The 23054-nt window shown below is 65.9% G+C and carries 27 protein-coding genes; 18 read left to right on the top strand and 9 right to left on the bottom strand.

Annotated elements, in window-relative coordinates:
- From AWB95_RS13355 to AWB95_RS13345, 3 genes are all read left to right on the top strand, one after another.
- Positions 1-667 (top strand): hypothetical protein (locus tag AWB95_RS13355; protein ID WP_249025636.1); only part of this gene is annotated, 667 nt, incomplete at its 5' end.
- A 43-nt stretch (positions 668-710) separates the two neighbouring features.
- The gene (locus AWB95_RS13350; protein ID WP_062538530.1) at positions 711-959 is read left to right on the top strand and encodes an AbrB/MazE/SpoVT family DNA-binding domain-containing protein; all 249 of its coding nucleotides are present in this window, start codon (positions 711-713) and stop codon (positions 957-959) included.
- Complete coding sequence (locus tag AWB95_RS13345) at positions 956-1357, top strand: type II toxin-antitoxin system VapC family toxin (RefSeq protein ID WP_198157739.1); 402 nt, start codon at positions 956-958, stop codon at positions 1355-1357. Before AWB95_RS13350 ends, AWB95_RS13345 begins: the two co-directional genes overlap by 4 nt.
- 19 nt (positions 1358-1376) lie before the next feature.
- Here the strand turns inward: AWB95_RS13345 and ipdC are convergent, their stop codons facing one another.
- From ipdC to echA20, 4 genes are read right to left on the bottom strand one after another with little or no spacing between them, the layout of a single operon-like run.
- Entirely contained in the window at positions 1377-2435 is a 1059-nt protein-coding gene (ipdC, locus tag AWB95_RS13340; protein ID WP_062538524.1) for a (3aS,4S,5R,7aS)-5-hydroxy-7a-methyl-1-oxo-octahydro-1H-indene-4-carboxyl-CoA dehydrogenase, read from the bottom strand.
- Positions 2432-3175: a cholesterol ring-cleaving hydrolase subunit IpdB gene (gene ipdB / locus AWB95_RS13335; RefSeq protein ID WP_062538523.1), complete on the bottom strand. Its 744-nt coding sequence runs from the start codon at positions 3173-3175 to the stop codon at positions 2432-2434. Before ipdB ends, ipdC begins: the two co-directional genes overlap by 4 nt.
- Entirely contained in the window at positions 3172-4050 is an 879-nt protein-coding gene (gene ipdA, locus AWB95_RS13330) for a cholesterol ring-cleaving hydrolase subunit IpdA (protein ID WP_062538522.1), read from the bottom strand. Before ipdA ends, ipdB begins: the two co-directional genes overlap by 4 nt.
- The gene (gene echA20 / locus AWB95_RS13325; RefSeq protein WP_062538521.1) at positions 4047-4790 is read right to left on the bottom strand and encodes a (7aS)-7a-methyl-1,5-dioxo-2,3,5,6,7,7a-hexahydro-1H-indene-carboxyl-CoA hydrolase; all 744 of its coding nucleotides are present in this window, start codon (positions 4788-4790) and stop codon (positions 4047-4049) included. The genes ipdA and echA20 overlap by 4 nt, the downstream gene beginning before the upstream one ends.
- 55 nt (positions 4791-4845) lie before the next feature.
- On the opposite strand from echA20, the gene AWB95_RS13320 reads away from it, so the two are divergent.
- Both AWB95_RS13320 and AWB95_RS13315 read left to right on the top strand, forming a co-directional pair.
- A complete protein-coding gene (locus AWB95_RS13320) occupies positions 4846-5619 on the top strand; it encodes an SDR family oxidoreductase (protein WP_232315483.1) in 774 nt (257 codons plus the stop codon).
- Positions 5620-5632: 13 nt separating this feature from the next.
- Positions 5633-6544 (top strand): SDR family oxidoreductase, encoded by a 912-nt coding sequence (locus AWB95_RS13315; protein ID WP_062538519.1) that lies wholly within the window; start codon positions 5633-5635, stop codon positions 6542-6544.
- A 93-nt stretch (positions 6545-6637) separates the two neighbouring features.
- Here AWB95_RS13315 and AWB95_RS13310 read toward each other — a convergent pair whose 3' ends face one another.
- Genes AWB95_RS13310 through AWB95_RS13300 form a run of 3 tightly spaced genes read right to left on the bottom strand, consistent with a single transcriptional unit; the run spans position 6638 to position 8628 of the window.
- Positions 6638-7090: a nitroreductase family deazaflavin-dependent oxidoreductase gene (locus AWB95_RS13310; protein WP_062538518.1), complete on the bottom strand. Its 453-nt coding sequence runs from the start codon at positions 7088-7090 to the stop codon at positions 6638-6640.
- Between the two features lie 9 nt (positions 7091-7099).
- Positions 7100-7468, bottom strand: coding sequence for a nuclear transport factor 2 family protein (locus AWB95_RS13305; RefSeq protein WP_062538517.1), 369 nt, complete (start codon positions 7466-7468; stop codon positions 7100-7102).
- Positions 7468-8628 (bottom strand): steroid 3-ketoacyl-CoA thiolase, encoded by a 1161-nt coding sequence (locus AWB95_RS13300; protein ID WP_062538516.1) that lies wholly within the window; start codon positions 8626-8628, stop codon positions 7468-7470. The genes AWB95_RS13305 and AWB95_RS13300 overlap by 1 nt, the downstream gene beginning before the upstream one ends.
- A gap of 118 nt (positions 8629-8746) precedes the next feature.
- Between AWB95_RS13300 and AWB95_RS13295 the strand changes: the two genes are divergently transcribed.
- The 7 genes from AWB95_RS13295 (at position 8747) to AWB95_RS13265 (ending at position 15708) form a co-directional block, all read left to right on the top strand.
- Positions 8747-9997 carry a cytochrome P450 gene (locus AWB95_RS13295; protein ID WP_062538515.1) on the top strand — a complete coding sequence of 417 codons (1251 nt, stop codon included), beginning with the start codon at positions 8747-8749 and terminating at the stop codon, positions 9995-9997.
- Positions 9997-11067 carry an acyl-CoA dehydrogenase family protein gene (locus AWB95_RS13290; protein ID WP_085168314.1) on the top strand — a complete coding sequence of 357 codons (1071 nt, stop codon included), beginning with the start codon at positions 9997-9999 and terminating at the stop codon, positions 11065-11067. Before AWB95_RS13295 ends, AWB95_RS13290 begins: the two co-directional genes overlap by 1 nt.
- Positions 11052-12215: an acyl-CoA dehydrogenase FadE29 gene (gene fadE29 / locus AWB95_RS13285; protein WP_062538514.1), complete on the top strand. Its 1164-nt coding sequence runs from the start codon at positions 11052-11054 to the stop codon at positions 12213-12215. The genes AWB95_RS13290 and fadE29 overlap by 16 nt, the downstream gene beginning before the upstream one ends.
- Positions 12212-13159, top strand: a complete 948-nt coding sequence (locus AWB95_RS13280; protein WP_062538513.1) for a bifunctional MaoC family dehydratase N-terminal/OB-fold nucleic acid binding domain-containing protein — start codon at positions 12212-12214, stop codon at positions 13157-13159. The genes fadE29 and AWB95_RS13280 overlap by 4 nt, the downstream gene beginning before the upstream one ends.
- Before the next feature lie 49 nt (positions 13160-13208).
- On the top strand, positions 13209-13598 hold the full coding sequence (locus tag AWB95_RS13275; protein ID WP_062538512.1) for a MaoC family dehydratase: 390 nt from the start codon (positions 13209-13211) through the stop codon (positions 13596-13598).
- Positions 13598-14758 (top strand): lipid-transfer protein, encoded by a 1161-nt coding sequence (locus AWB95_RS13270; protein WP_062538511.1) that lies wholly within the window; start codon positions 13598-13600, stop codon positions 14756-14758. The genes AWB95_RS13275 and AWB95_RS13270 overlap by 1 nt, the downstream gene beginning before the upstream one ends.
- 110 nt (positions 14759-14868) lie before the next feature.
- The gene (locus tag AWB95_RS13265) at positions 14869-15708 is read left to right on the top strand and encodes a type IV toxin-antitoxin system AbiEi family antitoxin (RefSeq protein ID WP_062538510.1); all 840 of its coding nucleotides are present in this window, start codon (positions 14869-14871) and stop codon (positions 15706-15708) included.
- Positions 15709-15769: 61 nt separating this feature from the next.
- Here AWB95_RS13265 and AWB95_RS13260 read toward each other — a convergent pair whose 3' ends face one another.
- Positions 15770-16630 carry a MaoC/PaaZ C-terminal domain-containing protein gene (locus AWB95_RS13260; RefSeq protein ID WP_062538509.1) on the bottom strand — a complete coding sequence of 287 codons (861 nt, stop codon included), beginning with the start codon at positions 16628-16630 and terminating at the stop codon, positions 15770-15772.
- Between the two features lies 1 nt (position 16631).
- Complete coding sequence (gene kstD, locus AWB95_RS13255) at positions 16632-18290, bottom strand: 3-oxosteroid 1-dehydrogenase (protein ID WP_062538529.1); 1659 nt, start codon at positions 18288-18290, stop codon at positions 16632-16634.
- 72 nt (positions 18291-18362) lie between these two features.
- On the opposite strand from kstD, the gene AWB95_RS13250 reads away from it, so the two are divergent.
- The 6 genes from AWB95_RS13250 (at position 18363) to AWB95_RS13225 (ending at position 23053) form a co-directional block, all read left to right on the top strand.
- The gene (locus AWB95_RS13250) at positions 18363-19148 is read left to right on the top strand and encodes a 2-keto-4-pentenoate hydratase (protein ID WP_062538508.1); all 786 of its coding nucleotides are present in this window, start codon (positions 18363-18365) and stop codon (positions 19146-19148) included.
- Positions 19149-19170: 22 nt separating this feature from the next.
- Positions 19171-20085: an acetaldehyde dehydrogenase (acetylating) gene (locus AWB95_RS13245; RefSeq protein ID WP_062538507.1), complete on the top strand. Its 915-nt coding sequence runs from the start codon at positions 19171-19173 to the stop codon at positions 20083-20085.
- The gene (gene dmpG / locus AWB95_RS13240) at positions 20082-21113 is read left to right on the top strand and encodes a 4-hydroxy-2-oxovalerate aldolase (RefSeq protein ID WP_062538506.1); all 1032 of its coding nucleotides are present in this window, start codon (positions 20082-20084) and stop codon (positions 21111-21113) included. Before AWB95_RS13245 ends, dmpG begins: the two co-directional genes overlap by 4 nt.
- Before the next feature lie 41 nt (positions 21114-21154).
- On the top strand, positions 21155-21508 hold the full coding sequence (locus AWB95_RS13235; RefSeq protein ID WP_062538505.1) for a hemophore-related protein: 354 nt from the start codon (positions 21155-21157) through the stop codon (positions 21506-21508).
- A gap of 66 nt (positions 21509-21574) precedes the next feature.
- Complete coding sequence (locus AWB95_RS13230) at positions 21575-21838, top strand: hypothetical protein (RefSeq protein ID WP_232315482.1); 264 nt, start codon at positions 21575-21577, stop codon at positions 21836-21838.
- 87 nt (positions 21839-21925) lie between these two features.
- Positions 21926-23053, top strand: coding sequence for a hypothetical protein (locus AWB95_RS13225; RefSeq protein ID WP_062538503.1), 1128 nt, complete (start codon positions 21926-21928; stop codon positions 23051-23053).
- Position 23054 lies beyond the last annotated feature (1 nt).

The raw sequence follows: 23054 nt of genomic DNA, 5'->3' as shown, positions 1-23054 counted from the left end.
ACGCGATGACCGCCTTCTACCCGGCTACGACACGCTGGCCGAAGCCCCCCGTACACCACTTCCCTGGACGCAACACGGGATCAATGCCGGGCAGGGGTTCATCCGCCAGTTCGTCGCCGTCCCGCTCGGCTCCGGCGCCACGGTCGAAGGACAGCTCACCGGACAGGAGATTCACGGCGGAGTCCAGTTGCGCGCCGTCGGCCTCACGCGCAAAGCACTCAAAAGGTGGCGCGCGGACCGTGCTCGCCGCGTCGACTGTATGAGCCTCGCAGGGGTTGCGCCCACACCAGCAATGGGCCTGGGAGCAGGCGGCCGGATGCGGCAGGAGGTTTACCGCGACGACCGTGCCCACTCGGACTACACCGAAAACCGCTCTTGGCGGGTATTTGTGCACTTGTGCTCAGCCACGCAGTGGACGGCGATCACCGGCGAGGTACCGCCACCGACTCCCGTCGACCGGGACGTCTATGTGGAGGCGGGTTTGCCCTGGTTCGACTACTTCGACGCCGACGCCAGCGATCTTGCACCCAGTGAGACCTTGACTCAGGTGAAGACTGTCGGGGATCTGTTGGCGGACAAGGACGACGCGTTTGTTCCCGTGGATCCCACCACGATCGTGTCGCTGAAGGATCCCGGCGGCGAAACGGTTGCAGACGGCGCATGGTAGGTATCGACTATCCTTACCTCAGGGGATGAAGTAAGGAGACATGATGGACGTTGCGGCCACGGTGACATCGAAGGGCCAGGTAACCATCCCTAAGGCGGTGCGAGACGCGCTCGGCATCCAGGAGGGAGACGAGGTCGTGTTCCGCGTCGAGGGTAATCGCGCTGTGCTTGCCAGGACACCCGACTTTCTGGCCTTGGCCGGTACGATCCGCGTGCCGGCGGCCAAGCGCAATGTCGCATGGGACGACGTAATCCGCCGGACGAGATCCAGTCGAGCTGCGGCTCGACGGTGAGCGCATTCATCGATACCAACGTTCTGGTGCGCCATCTGACCGGTGAGCCGCCCGATCTGGCGGCACGTGCGACTGCCTACCTTGTGGCTGAACGCGAGCTGCTCCTGACCGACCTCGTGGCGGCCGAGACGGTGTACGTGTTGGAGTCGTTCTACGCAGCCCCCCGCGACCAAATTGCCCAGGCGATCCGCTCACTCGTCGCCCTGGACTCGATTCTCTGCGTGGACCCGGAATTGCTGCTTCGGGCGATCGAGGTCTATGAAACCGACCGGATCGACTTCGCAGAGGCTTACCTTGTCGCCTGCGCCGAGAGCACCGGCATCGGCATTGTCGCTTCCTTCGACCGGTCCATCGATCGCATCAACACAATCGAACGGATCGAGCCACCGAAAGTCTGACCCGCGGAACTCGCGCTCGTTACTCGAGCAGTGCCGACGCTGCTTGCAGGTGCTTAATGGCGTCGGCGACGATCGTCTGGATGAGCTCCGCGCACGACGGCAGGTCCTCGAGGATACCGGCCACCTGACCGGAGGCCAGCACACCGGCGTCGGTGTTGCCCTCGACCAGCCCGGCTTTCAACAGCATCGGGGTGTTGGCGGCCATCACCACCTGCGACCAGGTCAGCTCCTTGCCGTGCCGCATCGCCAGTCCGTCGCGGATCATCGACCTCCAGGTCATCTGCGACATCTTCTTGAACTTGGCGGCATTACGTACTGCCGCGGCGAAACCCCTTGCCCGCGAACCGCTCTCCAGCTTCTCGACCAGACCGGTGCGCAGTACCCGGTGCGGCATGCCGTCGACCCGCGTGGTAACCAGCGTGCCGTCGAGCCCGGCCTCCAGGTAGCGCCGTTTCACCGCGTCGGGCACGGTGGAATCCGAGGTGAGCAGGAACCGGGTGCCCATCGCCACCCCGGCCGCCCCATACGACAACGCCGCGGCCAGCCCACGCCCGTCGAAGAACCCGCCGGCGGCAACCACCGGGATGTCCACGGCGTCCAGCACCGACGGCAACAACAGCGTGGTCGCAACGGGTCCGGTGTGGCCGCCACCCTCGCCGCCCTGCACGATCACCGCATCGGCACCCCAGGCCGCCACCTTACGGGCATGCTTGGCGGCGCCGACCGATGGAATCACCACGGAACCGGCCTCTTTCAGGCGATTGATCAACTCCTGTTTGGGCGCCAACGCGAACGACGCGACCTTCACGCCTTCCCTGATCATCAGCTCCACCCGGTCGCCGGCGTCGGCCGCGTCGGCGCGGATGTTGACACCGAACGGCTTGTCGGTGGCGGCCTTGACCTTGCCGATCGCCACAGCCAGCTCGTCCAAGGTCATCGTGGCCGACGCCAGGATGCCCAGCCCCCCGGCATTGGCGGTCGCCGACACCAGCCGGGCACCGGCCACCCAGCCCATCCCGGTTTGCACTACCGGATGCTCGACGCCGACCAGCTCGGTCAGCGGCGTGCGCAACCTCATGACCTTACCTCTTTGTCCCGCAACGACTTCGGGTCGATGACCTCCCGGATCAGCCGCAGCTCATCATCCGAGGGCAGCCTGGTCTCTTCGGCCTCGGAAAGCCCGTGTATCTCGAACGACGTGGCTTCCCGCACGTCGTCGGGAGAGACGCCGGTGTGCAGGCTCACCGCCCGCATCGTGTGGCCCGGGCCGCCGAAGTCGAACACCCCGAGATTGGACACGACCCGGTGCACGTTGACGAACCGGAACGCCGGATTCTCGGGATCGACCTTGTCGTAGCCGATCCCGGAAACCACGTCGACGGAGTCGCAGAACACCCGCTTGGAGTGGTTGCCTACCCAGTAGCTGGTGGCGTGGTTGATTGTGTTGCCGGGAGCGCCCCGGACACCGAACATCTGCCGCGTCGGCTGCTGCAGTGGCCCGAACGCCGACAGGTTCTGATTGCCGTACCGGTCAACCTGATTGGCGCCCATCACCACATGCCGTCGCCCCCACGCCAGCGTCTCGAACACCCGGCCGAACGGCATCCAGCCCTCGATGGCACCGGCGGCGCCGAGCGCGGGGGTGTCGGCCAGCAGCTGTGCCTCGCCGTCGGTCAGCACAATGTCGGGGGAGAACGTCAGTCGGGCCAGCCGGGCGCCGGCGAGCGCCACGGTGGTCATCGGGCTGATCATGATCTCGCCCGCGTCGCGGAACAGCTCGGCGCACGCGGTCACGCAGATTTCGGCTCGAGTGATCACGACTGTGCTCCAAACTTCCGGACCGCCTCTTGGTAGTCGGCTTCGCTGCCGGACAGATAGGTCGCCACAAACTCGCGCCAACCGTCTTCTGACCCGGCGGCCTCGACGTAATGTCGCTGAAATTTCTCGTCGCGTCCGTAATCCGGCGCGGCGGTGGTGAAGTGGGCCCCGCCGGGCGCTTCCACCACGGCGTCGACCATCATCCGGTTGATCAGCAGCGCCTGCGGTGGGACCGCCTTGACCAGTTCCTCGGTCGACACCAGGCGCTCGACCGACAGGTAGCGCTTCTCGGCGGCCATCAGATAGAGGTCGTCGAAGTAGGGATCGATCCCGGTATAGGCGGCATTGCCCCGAGCGTCGCCGAGGTTCATGTGCACGAACGCCGCGTCCAGGTTCAGCGCCGGCATTGCGATCAGTGTCTCGTGCCGGCCGTCCGGTGACGGGTATGGCGAAGTGACCGTTTGCAATTCGCCCTCGAAGAAGTCCGGCACGGAACTGCCCAGCCCGGCGCGGATCGGCAGGAACGGCAGTCGCTGCGCCGCAGCCTGCAGCCCGCAGCGCAGCATGCCTTCGTCCATCTCGCGGGCCTCGATCAAGCCGCTGGTGCGCGCGTGAGCGAACCACGGGTCGTAGAACGGCGGCGAGTCCAGCGACACGAAGCCGTAGTAGACCCGGCGCACCTTGCCCGCCGAGCACAGCAGCCCGATGTCCGGCCCGCCGTAGGTCACGACCGTCAAATCCGTGATGTCCGTGCGCAGAATCGCGCGCACGAACGCCATCGGCTTGCGCCGTGAGCCCCAGCCGCCGATGCCGATGGTCATGCCGCTGCGCAAACCGGCAACAGCGTCGTCGAGCGTGGTTCTCTTGTCGCTCATGACTTCTCCACAAATGCGTCGCGGTGCTCGTCTGAAACTCCGGCGAGGTTGAGCTCGAACGTAAAGCCTTGCTCCATACGGTAACTGGAGTTGACCCGCTGCACGTCGATGAAGTTCAGCGCCTCCTTGGCAGCCCGGATCACCCGGGTGTCCTTGGCGGCGATGTCGCGGGCCACCCGTAATGCGGCCTCGTTTAACTGATCTCGCGGTACCACCTCGTGGACCGAGCCGAAGTGCTGCAGGGTGGCCGCGTCGACGGTGGCCGCGGTGAAGAACAGCCGTCGCATCATGTGCTGGGGCACCAGCCTGGACAGATGGGTGGCCGCGCCCAGCGCGCCGCGTTCCACCTCGGGCAACCCGAACGTCGCGTCGTCGGAGGCCACGATGACGTCGGCGTTGCCGACCAGCCCGATGCCGCCGCCTACACAGAAGCCGTTGACGGCGGCGATCACCGGCACCGCGCACTCGTAGACCGCTTTGAACGCGGAGAAGCAGCCGCGGTTGGCGTCGATCAGCGCGGTGTAGCCCTCGGTGCGTTGCATCTCCTTGATGTCGACGCCGGCGTTGAAGCCGCGGCCCTCGGCCCGCAGGATCACGGCGTGGGTGTCGGGGTTGTCGCCGGCGGCGGTCAGCGCGTCGGCGAGCTCGAACCAGCCGCGCGACGGGATGGCGTTGACCGGGGGAAAGTCGACGGTGACCGCGACGATGCCCGGTTCGACGGTGCTGGACGTGATCGGCATACACACTTCCTGGGGTCAATTACCTGAGCAAGCACTTGCTTGGTACGCTAGCACAGTGACTGGCGGCGCAGCAGGGATCAATCTGGGTTTGGCCGGGCGGGTGGTGCTGGTGACCGGCGGTGTCCGAGGGGTGGGTGCCGGCATCAGTTCGGTCTTCGCCGGCCAGGGTGCGACGGTAGTGACCTGTGCACGCCGCGCCGTCGAGGGCCTGCCGTATGAGTTCCACTCCTGCGATATTCGCGACGACGAGGCCGTCAAGACGATGATCGACGCGATCGTCGGCCGGCACGGCCGGCTCGACGTCGTGGTCAACAACGCCGGAGGCTCGCCGTACGTGCTGACCGCCGATTCCAGCGCGAAGTTCAACCGCAAGATCATAGAGTTGAATCTCCTTGGCGCGCTGTTCGTTTCACAGCATGCCAACGACAAGATGCAAGCCCAGCAGTACGGCGGGTCGATCGTCAACATCACCAGCGTCAGCGGTCGACGGCCGACGCCCGGCACCGCCGCGTACGGAGCGGCGAAGGCGGGGGTGGAGAGCCTCACCCAGACGCTGGCGGTGGAATGGGCGCCGAAGGTCAGGGTGAACGCCCTCGTGGTCGGCATGGTCGAAACCGAACAGGCCGATCTGTTCTACGGTGACGCCGAGTCGATCGCCGCTATTTCGAAGAACGTGCCGCTCGGCCGGCTGGCCAAACCGGAGGATGTCGGTTGGGCCGCAGGGTTTTTGGCGTCCGATGCGGCGTCCTACATCAGCGGCGCGACGTTGGAGGTGCACGGGGGCGGCGAGCCGCCGCACTATCTGGCCACGACGAGCGCGATCAAGTAGAGGAGACACAGGAATGGGAATAGCCGACGGCCGGGTGGTCATCGTCACCGGAGCGGGCGGCGGTATCGGCCGCGCGCACGCGCTGGCCTTCGCCGCCGAAGGGGCGCGCGTGGTGGTCAACGACATCGGGGTCGGCCTGGACGGTTCGCCCGCAAGCGGCGGCAGCGCCGCGCAGAGTGTGGTCGACGAGATCACCGCCGCCGGAGGGGAAGCCGTCGCCAACGGATCCAACGTCGCGGACTGGAAGCAAGCGGCCGAACTGATCCAGACCGCCGTCGACACGTTCGGTGGGCTGGACGTCTTGGTGAACAACGCCGGCATTGTGCGGGACAGGATGATCGCCAACACCAGCGAGGAGGAATTCGACGCCGTCGTCGCCGTGCACCTCAAGGGGCACTTCGCCACGATGCGGCACGCCGCGTCGTATTGGCGCGGCCTGGCAAAGTCCGGCAAATCCGTTGACGCGCGGATCATCAACACCAGCTCCGGTGCGGGCCTGCAGGGCAGCGTCGGGCAGGGCAACTACAGCGCCGCCAAGGCCGGCATCGCCGCGCTGACGCTCGTCGGCGCCGCGGAGATGGGCCGGTACGGCGTCACCGTCAACGCGATCGCACCGTCGGCTCGTACCCGCATGACCGAGACCGTCTTCGCGGAGATGATGGCCAAGCCCGACCAGGGCTTCGACGCGATGGCGCCGGAAAACGTTTCACCGCTTGTGGTTTGGCTGGGTAGCAGCGAGTCGAAAGACGTCACCGGCAAGGTCTTCGAGGTCGAGGGCGGCACCATTCGCGTCGCCGAGGGGTGGGCGCACGGCCCGCAGGTCGACAAGGGCGCGAAGTGGGATCCGGCCGAGCTGGGACCCGTCGTCGCCGATCTGCTGGCCAAGGCGAGGCCGCCGGTACCCGTCTACGGAGCGGGGTCGTAGCTCAGGGTTCGCACACCCAGATGTAGGCGCGGGCAAAGTATTTCAGCAGTAAGGCGAGGACACGCGAGTTGCGAATCCAGTGCCGCCGCGTAATCAGGGCTCGCAGATGACGATCGGGATGGTCCGGTTGGTCCACGACTGGTAGTCCTCGAACGACGAGTACATCTCGACCAGCGATGGCCAGTACTTGGCGCGTTCTTCCTCGGTGGCGTCGCGCGCGGTGAGGTCGAGCACCTCTTTTTTGATCTGAACCGAAACCTTGGGATTGGCTTTGAGGTTCAGGTACCACATCGGGTTGGTAGCGCGGCCACCGTGAGACGCAACCAGCACGACGCGGTCGCCGTCGCGCAGGTACAGCAGCGGACTCACCCGCGTCTGGCCCGTCTTGCGGCCGATGGTCGTCAAGAGTGCGACGGGCGCACCCTGAAGGAACTTGCCGCCGAGCTTGCCGCCGGTCGCCTTGTACAGCCCTGCGTTGATGCGCGACATCCATTTGATGATGACGCCTGTGCCGGCGGAGTTCAGTGCACGCGGCGGATTGGCCATCGGTGATCCCTATCGCTGAATGAACGGGCGGAGGCGAGCATGGATGTGGTGGATTTTGCCATCCGGGATCAGAAACGTCTCGTCGACGTGTGCGCCCACCCGCCGGCCGGCGAGTGACGGCTTGGTGATCACGTCGAACCGCGCTCGCACCCGATCGCCGTCGACGCTGAACTCCGGTAGTGTGGTCGCCGCGATCAACCGGAACTGCGGGCCGCGATTCAGACTGCGGCGCAAATGATTTCCGGAGAATCCCGTCTTGACGCCCTGCTCGATCCGCACACAGTCCGGCGCCAACGGAACCGAGTCGGCGTCGTGGGTGACCAGCGCGTCGATGTAGGACTGCGCGGCCGCGATGCGGTCCGCCTCCGAGACCCCCACTAGATCCGCTCGATGATGGTGCCGGTCGACAACGCACCGCCGGCGCACATGGTGATCAGCGCGGTGCTCTGATCGGAGCGCTCGAGCTCGTGCAGCGCAGTGGTGATCAGCCGGCTGCCGGTGCAGCCCACCGGATGACCCAGCGCGATCGCGCCCCCGTTGACGTTGACCCGGTCCATGTCGGCTTCGTGCACCCGCGCCCAGGACAACACCACCGACGCGAACGCCTCGTTGATCTCGGTGATGTCGATGTCGCCCATCTTCATGCCGGCCTTCTCCAGCACCTTGGCCGTGGCCTGCACCGGGCCGTCCAGGTGGTAGTAGGGCTCGGCGCCGACCAGCGCCTGGCTGACGATCCGCGCCCGCGGCCGCAAACCGAGCGCCTTCGCCTTGTCCTCGTCCATCCACAGCACCGCCGCCGCGCCGTCGGAGATCTGCGACGAGGTACCCGCGGTGTGGATACCGCCGTCGAGCACCGGCTTCAACGCTGCCAGGCCCTCCATTGTGGTGTCCCGCAGGCCCTGGTCGCGGCTGACCATGTGCCGCTCGCTGGTCGGCTGCTTCTGCTCGTCGAGCACCGGCGCCTCGATCGGCGAGATCTCCCGGTCGAAGCGGCCCTCGTCCCAGGCCCGCTTGGCCTTGAGCTGGGACTGGAGCCCGAACTCGTCGATGTCTTGGCGCGTGATGCCGCGGCGCTTGGCGATGCGCTCGGCGGCCTCGAACTGGTTGGGCAGGTCGATGTCCCACGATTCGGCGCGCCAGTTGCGGTCCGGGCCGGCGTTGGCGCCCAGCCCGACGCGGCTCATCGCCTCGATCCCGCAGGCGATGCCGATGTCGATGGCGCCGGCCGCGATCAGCCCGGCGATCAAGTGGTTGGCCTGCTGGCCGCTGCCGCACTGGCAGTCGACGGTGGTGGCGCCGACCTGCTCGGGCAACCCGACGGTCAGCCACGCCGTGCGGGTGATGTTGTTGGACTGCTCGGCATACTGCGTGACGCAGCCGCCGATCAGCTGCTCGACGTCGCCGGCGTCGATACCGGCCTTGGCTACCAGGGCCTTTTGCACCGAGCCCAGCAGCTCGGTGGCATGCAGCCCCGACAACCAGCCGTTGCGCTTACCGATGGGGCTGCGAGTGGCTTCGACGATTACCGGGTTACCCATGCGGTCAGGCTAGAACACGTTTTATTGCTATGCCAAGCCAGGATGCGTTCACGCCTTTTGGTCTGCGGTGGAGCCGTGTTTTACTGGCACTAGAACACGTTGCAATGAGGAGCCAGCGATGCCTATCCCTAATCTTGCCCCCGGGTTCGACTTTCTCGATCCTGATGTGAACGTCAAGGGCCTGCCGGTCAAGGAGCTTGCCGAGCTGCGCCGCTCGCAGCCCATCTTCTGGGTGGACGTCCCCGGCGGGACCGGCGGCTTCGGGGACAAGGGCTATTGGGCGATCACCAAGCATAAGGACGTCAAGGAGATCTCCGTCCGCAGCGACGTCTTCTCTTCTCAGCAGGACTGCGCCATCCCGGTCTGGCCGCACACGATGACGCGAGAGCAAATCGACCTGCAACGCAACGTCATGCTCAACATGGACGCGCCGCATCACACCCGGCTGCGCAAGATCATCTCGCGTGGTTTCACGCCGCGCGCCATCGGACGGTTGCGCGACGAACTCGATGCCCGCGCGCAGAACATCGCCAAGACCGCCGCCGCTGCCGGAACAGGTGACTTCGTCGAGCAGGTGTCGTGTGAGCTGCCGCTGCAGGCCATCGCCGGCCTGCTGGGCGTTCCGCAGGACGATCGGGCCAAGATCTTCCGCTGGTCCAACGAGATGACGGGCAATGAGGATCCCGAGTACGCCCACATCGACCCGCAGATGTCGTCGGCCGAGCTGATCATGTACGCGATGAAGATGGCCGAGGAGCGCGCCAAGAACCCCGGGGAAGACATTGTCACCCAGTTGATTCAGGCCGACATCGACGGCGAGAAGCTCTCCGACGACGAATTCGGGTTCTTCGTGGTGATGCTTGCGGTCGCCGGCAACGAAACCACCCGCAACTCCATCACGCACGGCATGATCGCGTTCGCGGATAACCCCGACCAATGGGAGCTGTTCAAGCGGGAACGTCCCGAGACGGCGCCCGACGAGATCGTCCGTTGGGCCACCCCGGTCACCGCGTTCCAGCGCACCGCTCTGGAGGACTACGAGCTCTCCGGTGTGCAGATCAAGAAGGGCCAGCGGGTGGTGATGTTCTACCGCTCGGCCAACTTTGACGAAGAAGTCTTCGAGGATCCGTTCACGTTCAACATCCTGCGCAACCCCAATCCGCACGTCGGCTTCGGCGGCACCGGGGCGCACTACTGCATCGGCGCTAACCTGGCCCGGATGACCATCAGCTTGATCTTCAACGCGGTCGCCGACCACATGCCTGACCTCAAACCGCTTTCGACACCCGAGCGGCTGCGGTCCGGGTGGCTCAACGGCATCAAACACTGGCAGGTCGACTACACCGGTAAATGCCCGGTGGTGCACTGATGGATTTCACCCTCGACCCGGCGCAGCAGGCTGTCGCCGACGTGGTCACGTCGGTGCTGGACCGCGATTTGAGCTGGGACGCATTGGTTTCCGGCGGAGTGACGGCGTTGCCGGTGCCGGAACGCCTCGGCGGGGACGGCGTCGGCTTGGCCGAGGTCGCCACGGCACTGACCGAGATCGGCCGACGCGGCTTCGTCGGCCCTGCCCTGGCCACCCTCGGACTCGGCGCCGTGCCGCTGCTTGACCTGGTGTCCGACGAACAGCAGGACCGCTACCTCGCCGGCCTGGCCAAGGGTTCTGTGCTTTCGGCCGCCCTGAACGAACCTGGCGTCGCGCTGCCGGAACGTCCCACGGTCACGTTGGCCAATAACCGGTTGTCCGGAACCAAGATTGGCGTCGGCTACGCCGAGCAAGCCGAATGGCTCGTTGTCACGGCCGACAGCGCCGTCGTCGTGGTCTCGCCGAAGGCCGACGGGGTGCAGCTGGTGCGCACCCCGACCTCCAACGGATCCGACGAGTACGCGGTGACGTTTGTGGATGCGGAGGTCGACGGTGTGCTGGACGGGGCGAGTGCGCATCGGGTGAACCAGCTTGCGCTGGCGGCCATCGGTGCTTACGCGGCCGGGCTGGTGGCCGGCGCACTGCGGCTGACCGCCGACTACGTGGCAAACAGGCACCAGTTCGGCAAGCCGCTCTCGACGTTCCAGACGGTCGCCTCCCAACTCGCCGAGGTCTACATCGCTTCGCGGACAATCTCTTTGGCGTCGACCTCGGTTGTGTGGCGGCTGGCGGAGGGTCGGGACGCCGACGACGACCTCGACGTGCTCGGCTATTGGGTCACCTCGCAGGCGCCGCCGGTGATGCAGATCTGCCACCATTTGCACGGCGGGATGGGTATGGACATCACCTATCCGATGCCGAAGTACTACTCCACGATCAAGGACCTGACCCGGTTGCTGGGCGGGCCGTCGCATCGGTTAGACCTGGTGGCGATCGCAAGCGCGGCGAAGCCGGGCGCAGCGGGTCGCCACCCAGAAGACCTGGTGGGAGCGCAATGTTCGTCGACCTGACGCCGGAACAGCGGCAGTTGCAAGCCGAGCTGCGGCAATACTTTTCGAATCTGATCTCGCCCGAAGAGCGCAAGGCGATGGAATCGGATCGGCACAACGAGGCGTACCGTGCGGTGATCCGGCGGATGGGCCGCGACGGCAAGCTCGGGGTGGGATGGCCTAAAGAATTTGGAGGCCTCGGCTTCGGCCCGATCGAGCAGCAGATCTTCGTCAACGAAGCCCATCGTGCCGACGTGCCGCTGCCCGCGGTGACGCTGCAGACCGTCGGGCCCACGCTGCAGATGTACGGCAGCGAAATGCAGAAGAAGAAGTTCCTGCCGGCGATCCTGGCCGGAGAGGTGCACTTCGCGATCGGCTACACCGAGCCGGAGGCGGGCACCGACCTGGCGTCGTTGCGCACCACCGCCGTTCGGCACGGCGACGAGTACATCGTCAACGGGCAGAAGATCTTCACCACCGGCGCGCACGACGCCGACTACATCTGGCTGGCCTGCCGCACCGACCCGGATGCGGTGAAGCACAAGGGCATTTCGATCCTGATCGTCGACACCAAGGATCCCGGCTACTCCTGGACTCCGATCATCCTGTCCGACGGCGCTCACCACACCAATGCCACCTACTACAACGACGTCCGGGTGCCCGCCGACATGCTGGTCGGTGAGGAGAACGGCGGGTGGCGGCTGATCACCACACAGCTCAACAACGAGCGAGTGATGCTCGGCCCGGCCGGCCGGTTCGCCAGCATCTACGACCGCGTGCATGCCTGGGCGTCCAAGCCGGGCGGTAACGGTGTCACGCCGATCGACCACGACGACGTGAAACGGGCGCTGGGCGAAATCCATTCGATCTGGCGGATCAACGAGCTGCTCAACTGGCAGGTGGCCGCGGCGGGTGAGGACATCAACGTGGCCGACGCAGCGGCGACGAAAGTGTTTGGCACCGAGAAGGTTCAGTATGTCGGTCGGCTGGCCGAAGAGATCGTCGGCAAGTACGGCAACCCCGCCGAACCGGAGACCGCCGAGCTGCTCGAATGGCTGGACTCTCAGACCAAACGAAACCTGGTGATCACCTTCGGGGGTGGTGTGAACGAAGTCATGCGGGAGATGATCGCGGCCTCGGGTCTCAAGGTGCCGAGGGTGCCGCGATGACCGATATCGAGACTGCTGTCGAGCAGGTCAAGGCGGCCGGGCGCAGCAAGCCGCGCGCGGGCCGGGACCCGGTGAACCTACCGATGATCCACCACTGGGTCGACGCGATAGGAGACCGGAACCCGATCTATGTCGACGAGGCGGCGGCGCGCGCGGCGGGCCATCCCGGGATCGTGGCCCCGCCGGCGATGATCCAGGTGTGGACGATGATGGGGCTCGGCGGAACACGTCCCGACGACGACCCGCTGGGCCGCATCATCGAGTTATTCGACGACGCAGGCTATATCGGCGTCGTCGCGACCAACTGTGAGCAGACCTACCACCGCTATCTGCGCCCGGGCGAAGAGGTCAGCGTCAGCGCCGAGCTCACCGACGTGATCGGCCCCAAGCAGACCGCGCTGGGCGAGGGCTATTTCATCAACCAGCATATCGTCTGGCAGGTGGGCGACGAGGACGTCGCCGAAATGAATTGGCGCATCCTCAAGTTCCGGCCACGCGATGCCGACAAACCTTCCGTCCCCGATGACCTCGACCCGGCCGCGCTGATGCGGCCGGCGTCGTCGCGCGACACCCAGTTCTTCTGGGACGGCGTCAACGCCCACGAACTCCGGATTCAGAAGCGGCCCGACGGCAGCCTGCAGCACCCGCCGGTGCCGGCGGTATGGCACGACAAAGAAGCGCCGATCGACTACGTCGTGGCCAGCGGCAAGGGCACGGTGTTCAGTTTCGTCGTGCATCACGCGCCGAAGGTGCCCGGCCGGACGCTGCCGTTCGTGATCGCGCTGGTCGAGCTCGAGGAAGGGGTGCGGATGCTCGGTGAGCTGCGCGGGGTCGAGCCGTCGCGTGTCGCGATCGGAATGCCGGTCCGGGCAACGTATCTGGACTTTCCGGAAAGCGAGTCGGGACCGGCGTGGACGTTGTACGCGTGGGAGCCGGACGCATGACCCGGGCCGGCGATGATGCAGAGCGCAGCGATGAGGAGGAGCGGCGCCAATGACCGCTGTGGGTACTACGCTGCCGGAACTGAAGCTGTACGGCGACCCGACGTTCATCGTGTCGACGGCGCTGGCCACCCGGGACTTTCAGGATGTGCACCACGACCGGGACAAGGCGCAGGCCAAGGGGTCCAAGGACATCTTCGTCAACATCCTCACCGACACCGGCCTGGTGCAGCGCTACATCACCGACTGGGCGGGTCCGTCGGCGATCATCAAGTCGATCGGATTGCGGCTGGGCGTGCCGTGGTATGCCTACGACACCGTGACGTTCTCGGGCGAGGTCACCGCCGTCGAGGACGGCCTGGTGACCGTGAAAGTGGTGGGCCGCAACAGCCTTGGCGATCACGTCATCGCCACTGCCACACTGACGATGGGGGACTCGTGATGTTGTCCGGTAAGGCTGCGATCGTCGGGATCGGCGCCACCGACTTCTCCAAGAACTCCGGCCGCAGCGAGTTGCGGTTGGCAGCCGAGGCTGTTCAAGACGCCCTCGACGACGCTGGGCTCAGCCCGTCCGACGTCGACGGGCTGACCACGTTCACGATGGACACGAATACCGAAGTGGCCGTTGCTCGTGCGGCCGGAATCGGTGAGCTGAAGTTCTTCTCCAAGATCCACTATGGCGGGGGCGCGGCATGCGCGACCATCCAGCAGGCCGCGATGGCCGTCGCGACCGGGGTGGCTGATTGCGTTGTTGCATACCGCGCTTTCAACGAGCGGTCCGGCATGCGATTCGGCCAAGTGCAGACGCGGCTGACCGAGAACGCCGACTCCACCGGCGTCGACAACTCGTTCTCGTACCCGCACGGTTTGTCTACCCCCGCGGCGCAGGTCGCGATGATCGCCAAGCGCTACATGCACCTGTCCGGTGCGACGAGCCGCGACTTCGGGGCCATCTCGGTGGCCGACCGCAAGCACGCCGCCAAGAACCCGAAGGCTTACTTCTACGAGAAGCCGATAACCATTGAGGAGCACCAGAATTCGCGGTGGATCGCGGAGCCGTTGCGGTTGCTGGATTGCTGCCAGGAGACCGACGGGGCGGTCGCGATCGTGGTGACGTCGGTGGAGCGCGCGAAGGACCTCAAGCATCGGCCGGTGATCATCGAGGCCGCGTCGCAGGGCTCCAGCCCGGACCAGTACACGATGGTCAGCTACTACCGGCCCGAGCTCGACGGTCTGCCCGAGATGGGGCTCGTCGGCAAGCAACTCTGGGAGCAGTCCGGCCTGCGCCCGACCGACATCCAGACCGCAGTCCTCTACGACCACTTCACGCCGTTCACGCTGATCCAGTTGGAGGAGTTGGGTTTCTGCGGCTGGGGCGAGGCGAAGGACTTCATCGCCGACGGCGCAATCGAGATCGGCGGGCGGCTGCCCATCAACACACATGGTGGGCAGCTCGGCGAGGCCTACATCCACGGCATGAACGGAATCGCCGAGGGCGTACGCCAATTGCGCGGCACATCGGTGAACCAGGTGCCGGACGTCGAGCATGTGCTCGTCACCGCCGGCACCGGCGTCCCCACGTCCGGCCTCATCCTGGGCTAGGTTTCCATCCCGAGCGTGAAGCTAGGTTCACGTTGGCGCTCGAGCGTGAACCTAACTTCACGCTCGACGGGTGAAGTGACGGGCGCTGCCGCCCGTGCCAGACTGCCGCGATGGCGGGACCATTCATCGGCAGCGAGGCCATCGCCGCAGGCGCGCTGACCAAGGCCCAGCTGACTACATGCCACACCCGGCTGTTTCGAGATGTCTACCTTGTCAAAGACATCGACATCACGGCCATAGACCGTGCCAAGGCGGCGTGGTTGTGGTCGCGACGGCGCGGCGTCGTTGCCGGCTTCTCGGCAGCGGCACTGCATGGCAGCGAATGGGTGGACGCCGCACTGCCCGCCGAACTTATCCACGACAACCGCCATCGGCTGCCCGGCCTACATGTGCGAAGTGATCGCCTGCGGCCCGATGAGATCCAGATAGTGGGCAGTGTGCCCGTGACTACCCCGGCCCGGACAGCGGTTGACTTGGCATGTTGGCATCCCACAATCCCGGCCGTGGCAGGCATTGACGCCCTGGCTCGCGCTGCCGAGATCAAGGACATAGACGTGCAGACAATCCTGCAGCGCTCCAATGGACGTCGCGGCATTGCGCGCGCGAAGGCATCACTAGAGCTGGTCGACGCCGGCGCGGAGTCACCGAAGGAAAGCTGGCTGCGCGTCATCCTGATTCAGGCGGGGCTACCTCGACCGCAGACCCAAATTCTGGTCCACGACGACTTCGGGGACGTGTTCGCGCGTCTTGACATGGGGTGGCCCAAAGTAAAGGTGGCAGCCGAGTACGACGGCGAACAACATCGCAAAGACCGCATCCGCTACAACTGGGACGTCAAACGGCAGGAGAAGCTGCACCGCCGCGGCTGGATCGTCATTCGGGTGCTGGCCGGTGACCGGGAACCGGACATCATTCGTCGGGTCCGCACCGCGTTAGCCCAGCGAGCGTGAACCTAACTTCACGCTCGGGCGCCAGTGTGAACCTAACTTCACACTCGGCGGGAAAAGGGCGCTAAGCCGGGACGAGCTCGACGCCGGACAGCACCACCGCGTTCTCGCGCCCAGGTGCGACGACGCTGGCCAGCAGCCGGCCGTCTTCCTTCCAGACACTGGCCACCAAGGTCTCGCCGGGAAACACCACGCCCGCGAAGCGAGCGCCGTAAGAGGCGACGCGACTGACATCGCTGTCCAGGCAGGCGTCGACGATCGCCTTGCAGGTCATGCCGAACGTACACAGCCCGTGCAGGATCGGCTTGGGAAAGCCTGCAGCGGCGGCGAATTCGGGATCGGAGTGCAGCGGATTGCGGTCCCCGCACAGCCGATAAAGCAGCGCCTGCTGCGGCAGCGTCGGCATCTCCAGCTCGACATCCGGCGCCCGTTCGGGCGCGGCCGTAGCAGTCGACGGTCCGCGCTCGCCGCCGAATCCCCCTTCGCCGCGGGCGAAAATCGAGCGGCGCTGTGTCCACAGCGGCGACCCGTCCAGGGCAGTCACCGACGTTTCCAGCACGACGACCGCGGCCTTGCCCTTGTCCCACACCTCGACGATCCGGCTGACCGCGCGGGCACTGCCCGACGGCGGCAACGGCGCGGGCACCGCCACCTGCTCCGAGGCGTGCAGAATTTTGGCCAGGTCGATGTCGACACCCGGCCAATTGACCTTCGGCGGCTCGATGTCGTTGAAGGACGCCGCGACACAGCCGAAGGTGGGCAGCACCTGCGGTTTGTGATCTATCACGTAGCTCAGCTCGCGGGGATTGAGCGGGTCGGCGCCCGCTCCCAGAGCGAGGTTGTAGAGCTGCACATTGCTGGCCGTCCAAGAGAATTCGACGTCACCGAACTCGGCGCCCAGTGCGACGTCCGGATTGATCGGCATGTCAGGCCTCCCCGGCGATGTGGAGCGCCGCCAAGTATCCGAACGTCATCGCCGGGCCGATGGTTCCACCGGGACCGGGATAGGTGTGGCCCATCACCGGAGCGCTGACATTGCCTGCGGCGTAAAGGCCTTCGATGACGCTGCCGTCGTCGCGCAACGCCCGCCCGTGCACGTCGGTGCGGATTCCGCCCTTGGTGCCCAGGTCCCCGGGCACCATCTTGGCGGCGTAGTACGGCGGGTGACTGATCTCGCCGAGGTTCGGGTTGGGCTTGTTGGTCGGGTCGCCGTAGTAGCGGTCGTAGGCGCTCTCGCCGCGGTGGTAGTCCTCGTCGACGCCCGAGCGCGCAAAGCCGTTGAACCGCTGCACGGTCGCGACAAACTCGTCCGCCGGCAAACCCGCTTTAGCGGCCAGATCCTCCAGCGTGTCGGCCTGGATGATCACGCCGGATTCCATCCACTTGCGCGGAATGCGCTGTCCCGGCTGCAAACCGGCGAAGATGTAGCGGTCCCGGTACTGCTGGTCGAAGATCAGCCAGGCCGGAATGTTCTCGCCGGGCCCGGGCCCCTGGCCATATTCCCCGCCGTACATGTGATGGCAGGCCTCGACGTAGGGCATCGACTCGTTCATGAATCGTTTGCCCGACATGTTCACGATGATCGAGCCCGGCGAGTTGCGCTCCGACAACGCGAACCACGGTGCGCCCACCAGCGGAACCGTGGGCCCCCACCACGCGTCCTCCATCAGTTCCAAAGTGGCGCCGAGCTTTTCGGCGGCCAGAATCCCGTCACCGGTGTTGGCCGCCGCACCCACGGTCCACTCGGTGGTGATCGGCGCGCGCTGGTACTTGACCCGCATCTGCTCGTTGTGTTCGAAACCGCCGCAAGCCAGGATCACCCCGCGCCGGGCCCGGATCAGCTCGCCGTCGTTGACGTAAACCCCCCGCACCGCGCCGTCCTCGACGTAGAGATCCGTCAGCGCCGTATTGAGCCGTACCGGAACGCCGGCCTGCCGCAACCCGATTCGCAGCGGGGCGATCAACGCGCGGCCCATCCCGACGAGGTTCTTACCGGTGGCCTTGGCCCACATCGTGCGTGCGCCCACCTTGAGGCTGCGCAGCACGCCACGCGGGTGCCGCTTCAGCTGGTTCAGGCGCACGTAATCCTGCTGCATCACAACCACATTCAACGGGACCTTGCCGTACGGCGGCTCCAGCCCGGGAAGGTCGGGGCCGAGCTTATTGGCGTCGAACGGTTTCGGCTCGATAGAACGGCCCGTGGGCTTGCCCCCCGGAGCCTCCGGGTAGTAGTCGGAGTAGCCGGGCACCCAGCACATCTTCAGCGGCGTGTGCTCGAGCACGAACGACAGCATCTCGGGACCGCGCTGCAAATAGGTGTCGATCCGTTCCGGCTCGACGATGTCTCCGATGATCCCGTGCAGGTACGTGCGGGCCGCCTCGGGGGTGTCCGTGACGCCGTCGCGCTTGAGCACCTCGTTGTTGGGAATCCAGACGCCGCCACCCGAGCGCGCGGTAGAGCCGCCGTAATGACCGGCCTTCTCGATGACTATTGTCTTAAGACCTCGGTGGGCGGCAGCGAGGGCAGCAACCATGCCGGCGCCGCCGCTTCCGACCACGACGACGTCGTACTCCTGAGCTGTCATGTAGAACACGTTATAGAATTGCCCCGGCCGGGCGCTACTGGCCCGGTCACACCCACGAGGGGACTTCGACAAATGCTTCCACCCGCCACCCGCGAAGCGCTGGCCGCGGACCTGGCTCAGGCCGAGCGCAGCCGCCGGCCGATCGCCCCGTTGACGGCTGCCCACCCGCAGATCGACGTCGTCGACGCCTACGAGATCCAGTTGATCAACATCCGGCAGCGGGTGGCTGGCGGCGCGCGGGTGGTCGGCCACAAGGTCGGGCTGTCCTCGCTGGCGATGCAGCAGATGATGGGCGTCGACGAACCGGACTACGGCCATCTGCTCGACGAGATGCAGGTCTTCGAGGACAAGCCGGTCCCCGCCGCCAACTACCTCTATCCGCGGGTGGAGGTCGAGGTCGGGTTCATCCTGGCCGACGACCTGCCCGGCGCGGAGTGCACCGAAGACGACGTGCTCGAGGCGACGGCCGCGTTCGCACCGGCGATCGAGTTGATCGACACCCGCATCACCGACTGGAAGATCGCACTGTGCGACACGATCGCGGACAACGCCTCCTCGGCGGGGTACGTGCTGGGCAAAGAACGCGTGTCGCCCAAGGACGTCGACATCACCGCGATCGAGGCCGTGCTGACCCGCAACGGTGAGGTGGTGGCCAAGGGCCGCAGCGACGCCGTGCTGGGCAACCCGGTCACCGCCGTGGCGTGGCTGTCCCGCAAGGTGGAAAGCTTCGGTGTGCGGCTGCGAAAAGGTGACATCGTGTTACCCGGCTCGTGCACCCGGGCCTTCGATGCCGGGCCCGGCGACAACTTCGTCGCCGAGTTCAGCGGCCTCGGGTCCGTCCGGCTGTCTTTCGAATAATTTCGAATAATGAGGAGCATCCATGCCGTCCAAAGCTTCAGTGGCGATCGTCGGATCGGGCAACATCAGCACCGACCTGCTCTACAAACTGCTGCGCTCGGAGTGGCTCGAGCCGCGCTGGATGGTGGGCATCGACCCGGACAGTGAAGGGCTGGCGCGGGCGCGCAAGCTCGGTCTGGAGACCACCCACAAAGGCGTCGACTGGTTGCTGGCCCAGCCCGAAAAGCCCGACCTGCTCTTCGAGGCGACTAGCGCCTACGTGCACCGCGAGGCCGCTCCCAGATACGCCGAAGCAGGCATCCGGGCGATCGACCTGACCCCTGCCGCCGTCGGGCCGGCGGTCATCCCGCCGGCGAACCTCCGCGAGCACCTCGACGCCCCGAACGTGAACATGATCACCTGCGGCGGTCAGGCCACGATCCCGATCGTCTATGCGGTATCCCGGGTCGCCGACGTTCCCTATGCCGAGATCGTGGCGTCGGTGGCGTCGGTGTCGGCCGGACCGGGCACCCGGGCGAACATCGACGAGTTCACGAAGACCACGGCCAGGGGCGTGGAGACCATCGGCGGCGCGCAGCGCGGCAAGGCGATCATCATCCTCAACCCCGCCGACCCGCCGATGATCATGCGCGACACCATCTTCTGCGCCATCCCCGAGGACGCCGACCGCGACGCGATCGCCCAGTCGATCCATGACGTCGTCAAAGAAGTGCAGAGCTACGTTCCCGGCTACCGGCTGCTCAACGAGCCACAGTTCGACGACCCGTCGATCAACTCCGGCGGGCAGGCGCTGGTCACCACGTTCATCGAGGTCGAGGGCGCCGGCGATTACCTGCCGCCATATGCGGGAAATCTCGACATCATGACCGCGGCGGCCACCAAGGTCGGCGAGGAAATCGCCAAAGAGACTCTCAGCGTTGCGGGAGGCACACGATGACTATCTGGGACGTCCGGATCACGGACACCTCGCTGCGCGACGGGTCGCACCACAAGCGTCACCAATTCACCAAAGACGAGGTCGGGGCCATCGTCGCCGCGCTTGACGCCGCCGGGGTGCCGGTCATCGAGGTGACCCACGGCGACGGGCTGGGCGGGTCGAGCTTCAACTACGGCTTTTCCAAGACGCCTGAGCAGGAACTGATCAAGCTGGCCGCCCAAACGGCCAAAGAGGCGAAGATCGCGTTTTTGATGCTGCCCGGGGTGGGCACCAAAGACGACATCAAAGAGGCTCAGGACAACGGCGGCTCGATTTGCCGGATCGCCACGCACTGCACCGAGGCCGACGTGTCCATCCAGCACTTCGGCCTGGCCCGCGAGCTGGGTTTGGAAACTGTCGGGTTCTTGATGATGGCCCACACGATCCCGCCGGAGAAGCTGGCGGCGCAGGCCCGCATCATGGCCGACGCCGGCTGTCAGTGCGTCTACGTCGTCGACTCCGCCGGGGCCCTGGTGCTGGAGGGCGTGCGGGACCGGGTCGCGGCCTTGGTGGCCGAGCTCGGCGACGACGCCCAAGTCGGTTTCCACGGGCACGAGAACCTCGGCCTCGGGGTCGCGAACTCGGTGGAGGCCGTGCGGGCCGGGGCCAAGCAGATCGACGGGTCGGTGCGCCGCTTCGGCGCCGGCGCCGGCAACGCTCCGGTCGAGGCGCTGATCGGGGTGTTCGACAAGATCGGCGTCAAGACCGGCATCGACTTCTTCGACATCGCCGACGCCGCCGAGGACGTGGTGCGCCCGGCGATGCCCGCCGAATGCCTGCTCGACCGCAACGCGCTGATCATGGGCTACTCCGGGGTGTACTCCAGCTTCCTCAAGCACGCCGTCCGGCAATCTGAACGCTACGGCGTGCCTGCCCACGAGCTGCTGCACCGGGCCGGTCAGCGCAAGTTGATCGGCGGGCAGGAAGACCAGCTCATCGACATCGCGCTGGAGATCAAGCGCGAGCAAGCCAGCGCCGCCACGCGGTAGGAGCTTGTTTGGGATCGTGCCTGCGGGTACGACTGAGGACTATGTACACCACGCTTCTTGGCAGCGCGCTGAGCTTGATCGCATCGGTGATGATCGTGCCGACGGCAAACGCGGCACCCGCCCCCTGCAGCGCCAGCGCGATGGCCGCCGCATCGGGATCGGTGTCGACCTCTGTGAGCTCGTATCTCGACAACCATCCCGACGTCAACCAGGCACTGACCGACATCGTCAACCAGCCGCCGATACAGGCCAGAACGTCGTTCCGCAGCTACTTCAACGACCACCCAGAGGTGGCCAACGACCTGCGCGGTCTGCGGGGGCCGCTCGATGCCCTTGACGGCTGCGGACACCAGATCGCGCCGTCGCAATTGGCCGCCGCGCTGCAGTCGCTCTGAGTTACCTCTCAGGAGCGGGCGGTACGGTCGGAGAGTGAACCGCAAAGAAGGAGCAATCCGATGTCCATGACTGCCAAGACTGCCGCCGGCCTGTTGGGTGTCATCGCCTCCGCGGTCATCGCGGTGCCGGTAGCCCAGGCGGATCCCCCGTGCAATCAAACTGTCGGTAATTCCATCGACCAGTACCTGCAGCGGCATCCTGACCTCCACGCGCAGCTGCAGGCCAGGGCGACGGCGGAAGGCGACAACGGCAACGTCATCGAATACCTCAATCGGCACCCGGATGTGCGGCAGCATCTGATCGACCTGTCGCAGCAGTGCGCGCCGTAGTGAGTCGGCCTCGTCTTTGAACGCCGCGGCGGACACCCGGAATGTTCGCCCATTGACGAAAATTAGAACACGTTCTAGCGTCTAGGCGTGTTCTCCCAGCCGCTCACCGAGGCGATCGCCGAGGCCGAGGAACTTGTCGCCGCCGCCCCGCATATCCAGACCGAGGCCGACCTACTCGAAGGACTCCAGTATCTGGCGCAAGGCGTCGCCGCCTGTACCCATTTGGCTTTCCACTACGACCGGGACCATCCGTTCTTCCTCAGCGGCACCGGGCCGTTCACGAAGATGGGCCTGGACAATCCGGACACCATGTACTTCGGCACGCGCGTACAGGCAGGCCACGAGTATGTGGTGTCCGGAGTCCGGGGCACCACCACTGACCTGAGCTTCCAACTCTTGGGCGGTGAGTACACCGACGAAGGCGTGCCGGTGAGCGAGGCTGCGTTCGACGACCGCGAACTCGACATCGCCTCCGACGGCAGCTTCGAGTGGCGTTTCACGCCCAAGCGCCCCGCCCAGCTCGTCGTGCGCGAAGTCTATGGCGACTGGTCCCAGCAGCGCGGAACGATCGCGATCTCGCGAGTCGACACAGCGGGCACCGCGCCGCCGCCGTTGACCCGCGCCACCATCGAAAAGCGTTATGCCACAGCGGGAAAGCAACTCGTGCAGCGGGTGAAGACCTGGCTGCAATTCCCGCAGTGGTTCTATCTGAACATCCCGGTCAACACGATGGTGCCGCCGCGGCTGACGCCCGGCGGCTTGGCGACGCAATATTCGTCGGCCGGGCATTTCGACCTGCGGCCCGATCAGGCGCTGGTGATCACGCTGCCCGTGACCGACGCGCCGTACCTCGGCTTCCAGTTGGGCAGCATGTGGTACATCTCGCTGGACTACATCAACCACCAGACGTCGCTGAATGCGACTCAGGCTCAGGCAGATCCGGACGGCAAGATTCGCATTGTCGTAGCCGACCAGAACCCGGGAGTCACCAACTGGGTGGAAACACTGGGGCACCGGCATGGTTTCCTGCAGTTCCGCTGGCAGCGGGTGTCGCGTCAGCTGACTGAGGCCGACGGGCCGAGTGTCGAGCTGGTCGACTTCGACGCGGTGCCGGCCGCGCTGCCGTACTACGAGCAGAACAAGATTTCCGACGAAGCCTGGCGCGCGCGAATCGCGCAGCGGCAGAAGCAAATCGCCAACAGAATGCTGGGGTAGT

This window comes from Mycobacterium celatum, assembly GCF_002101595.1.
GTDB classification, from domain to species: domain Bacteria; phylum Actinomycetota; class Actinomycetes; order Mycobacteriales; family Mycobacteriaceae; genus Mycobacterium; species Mycobacterium celatum.
Note: the sequence above shows the minus strand (reverse complement) of the source record. Positions and strands in the feature narration are given on the sequence as shown.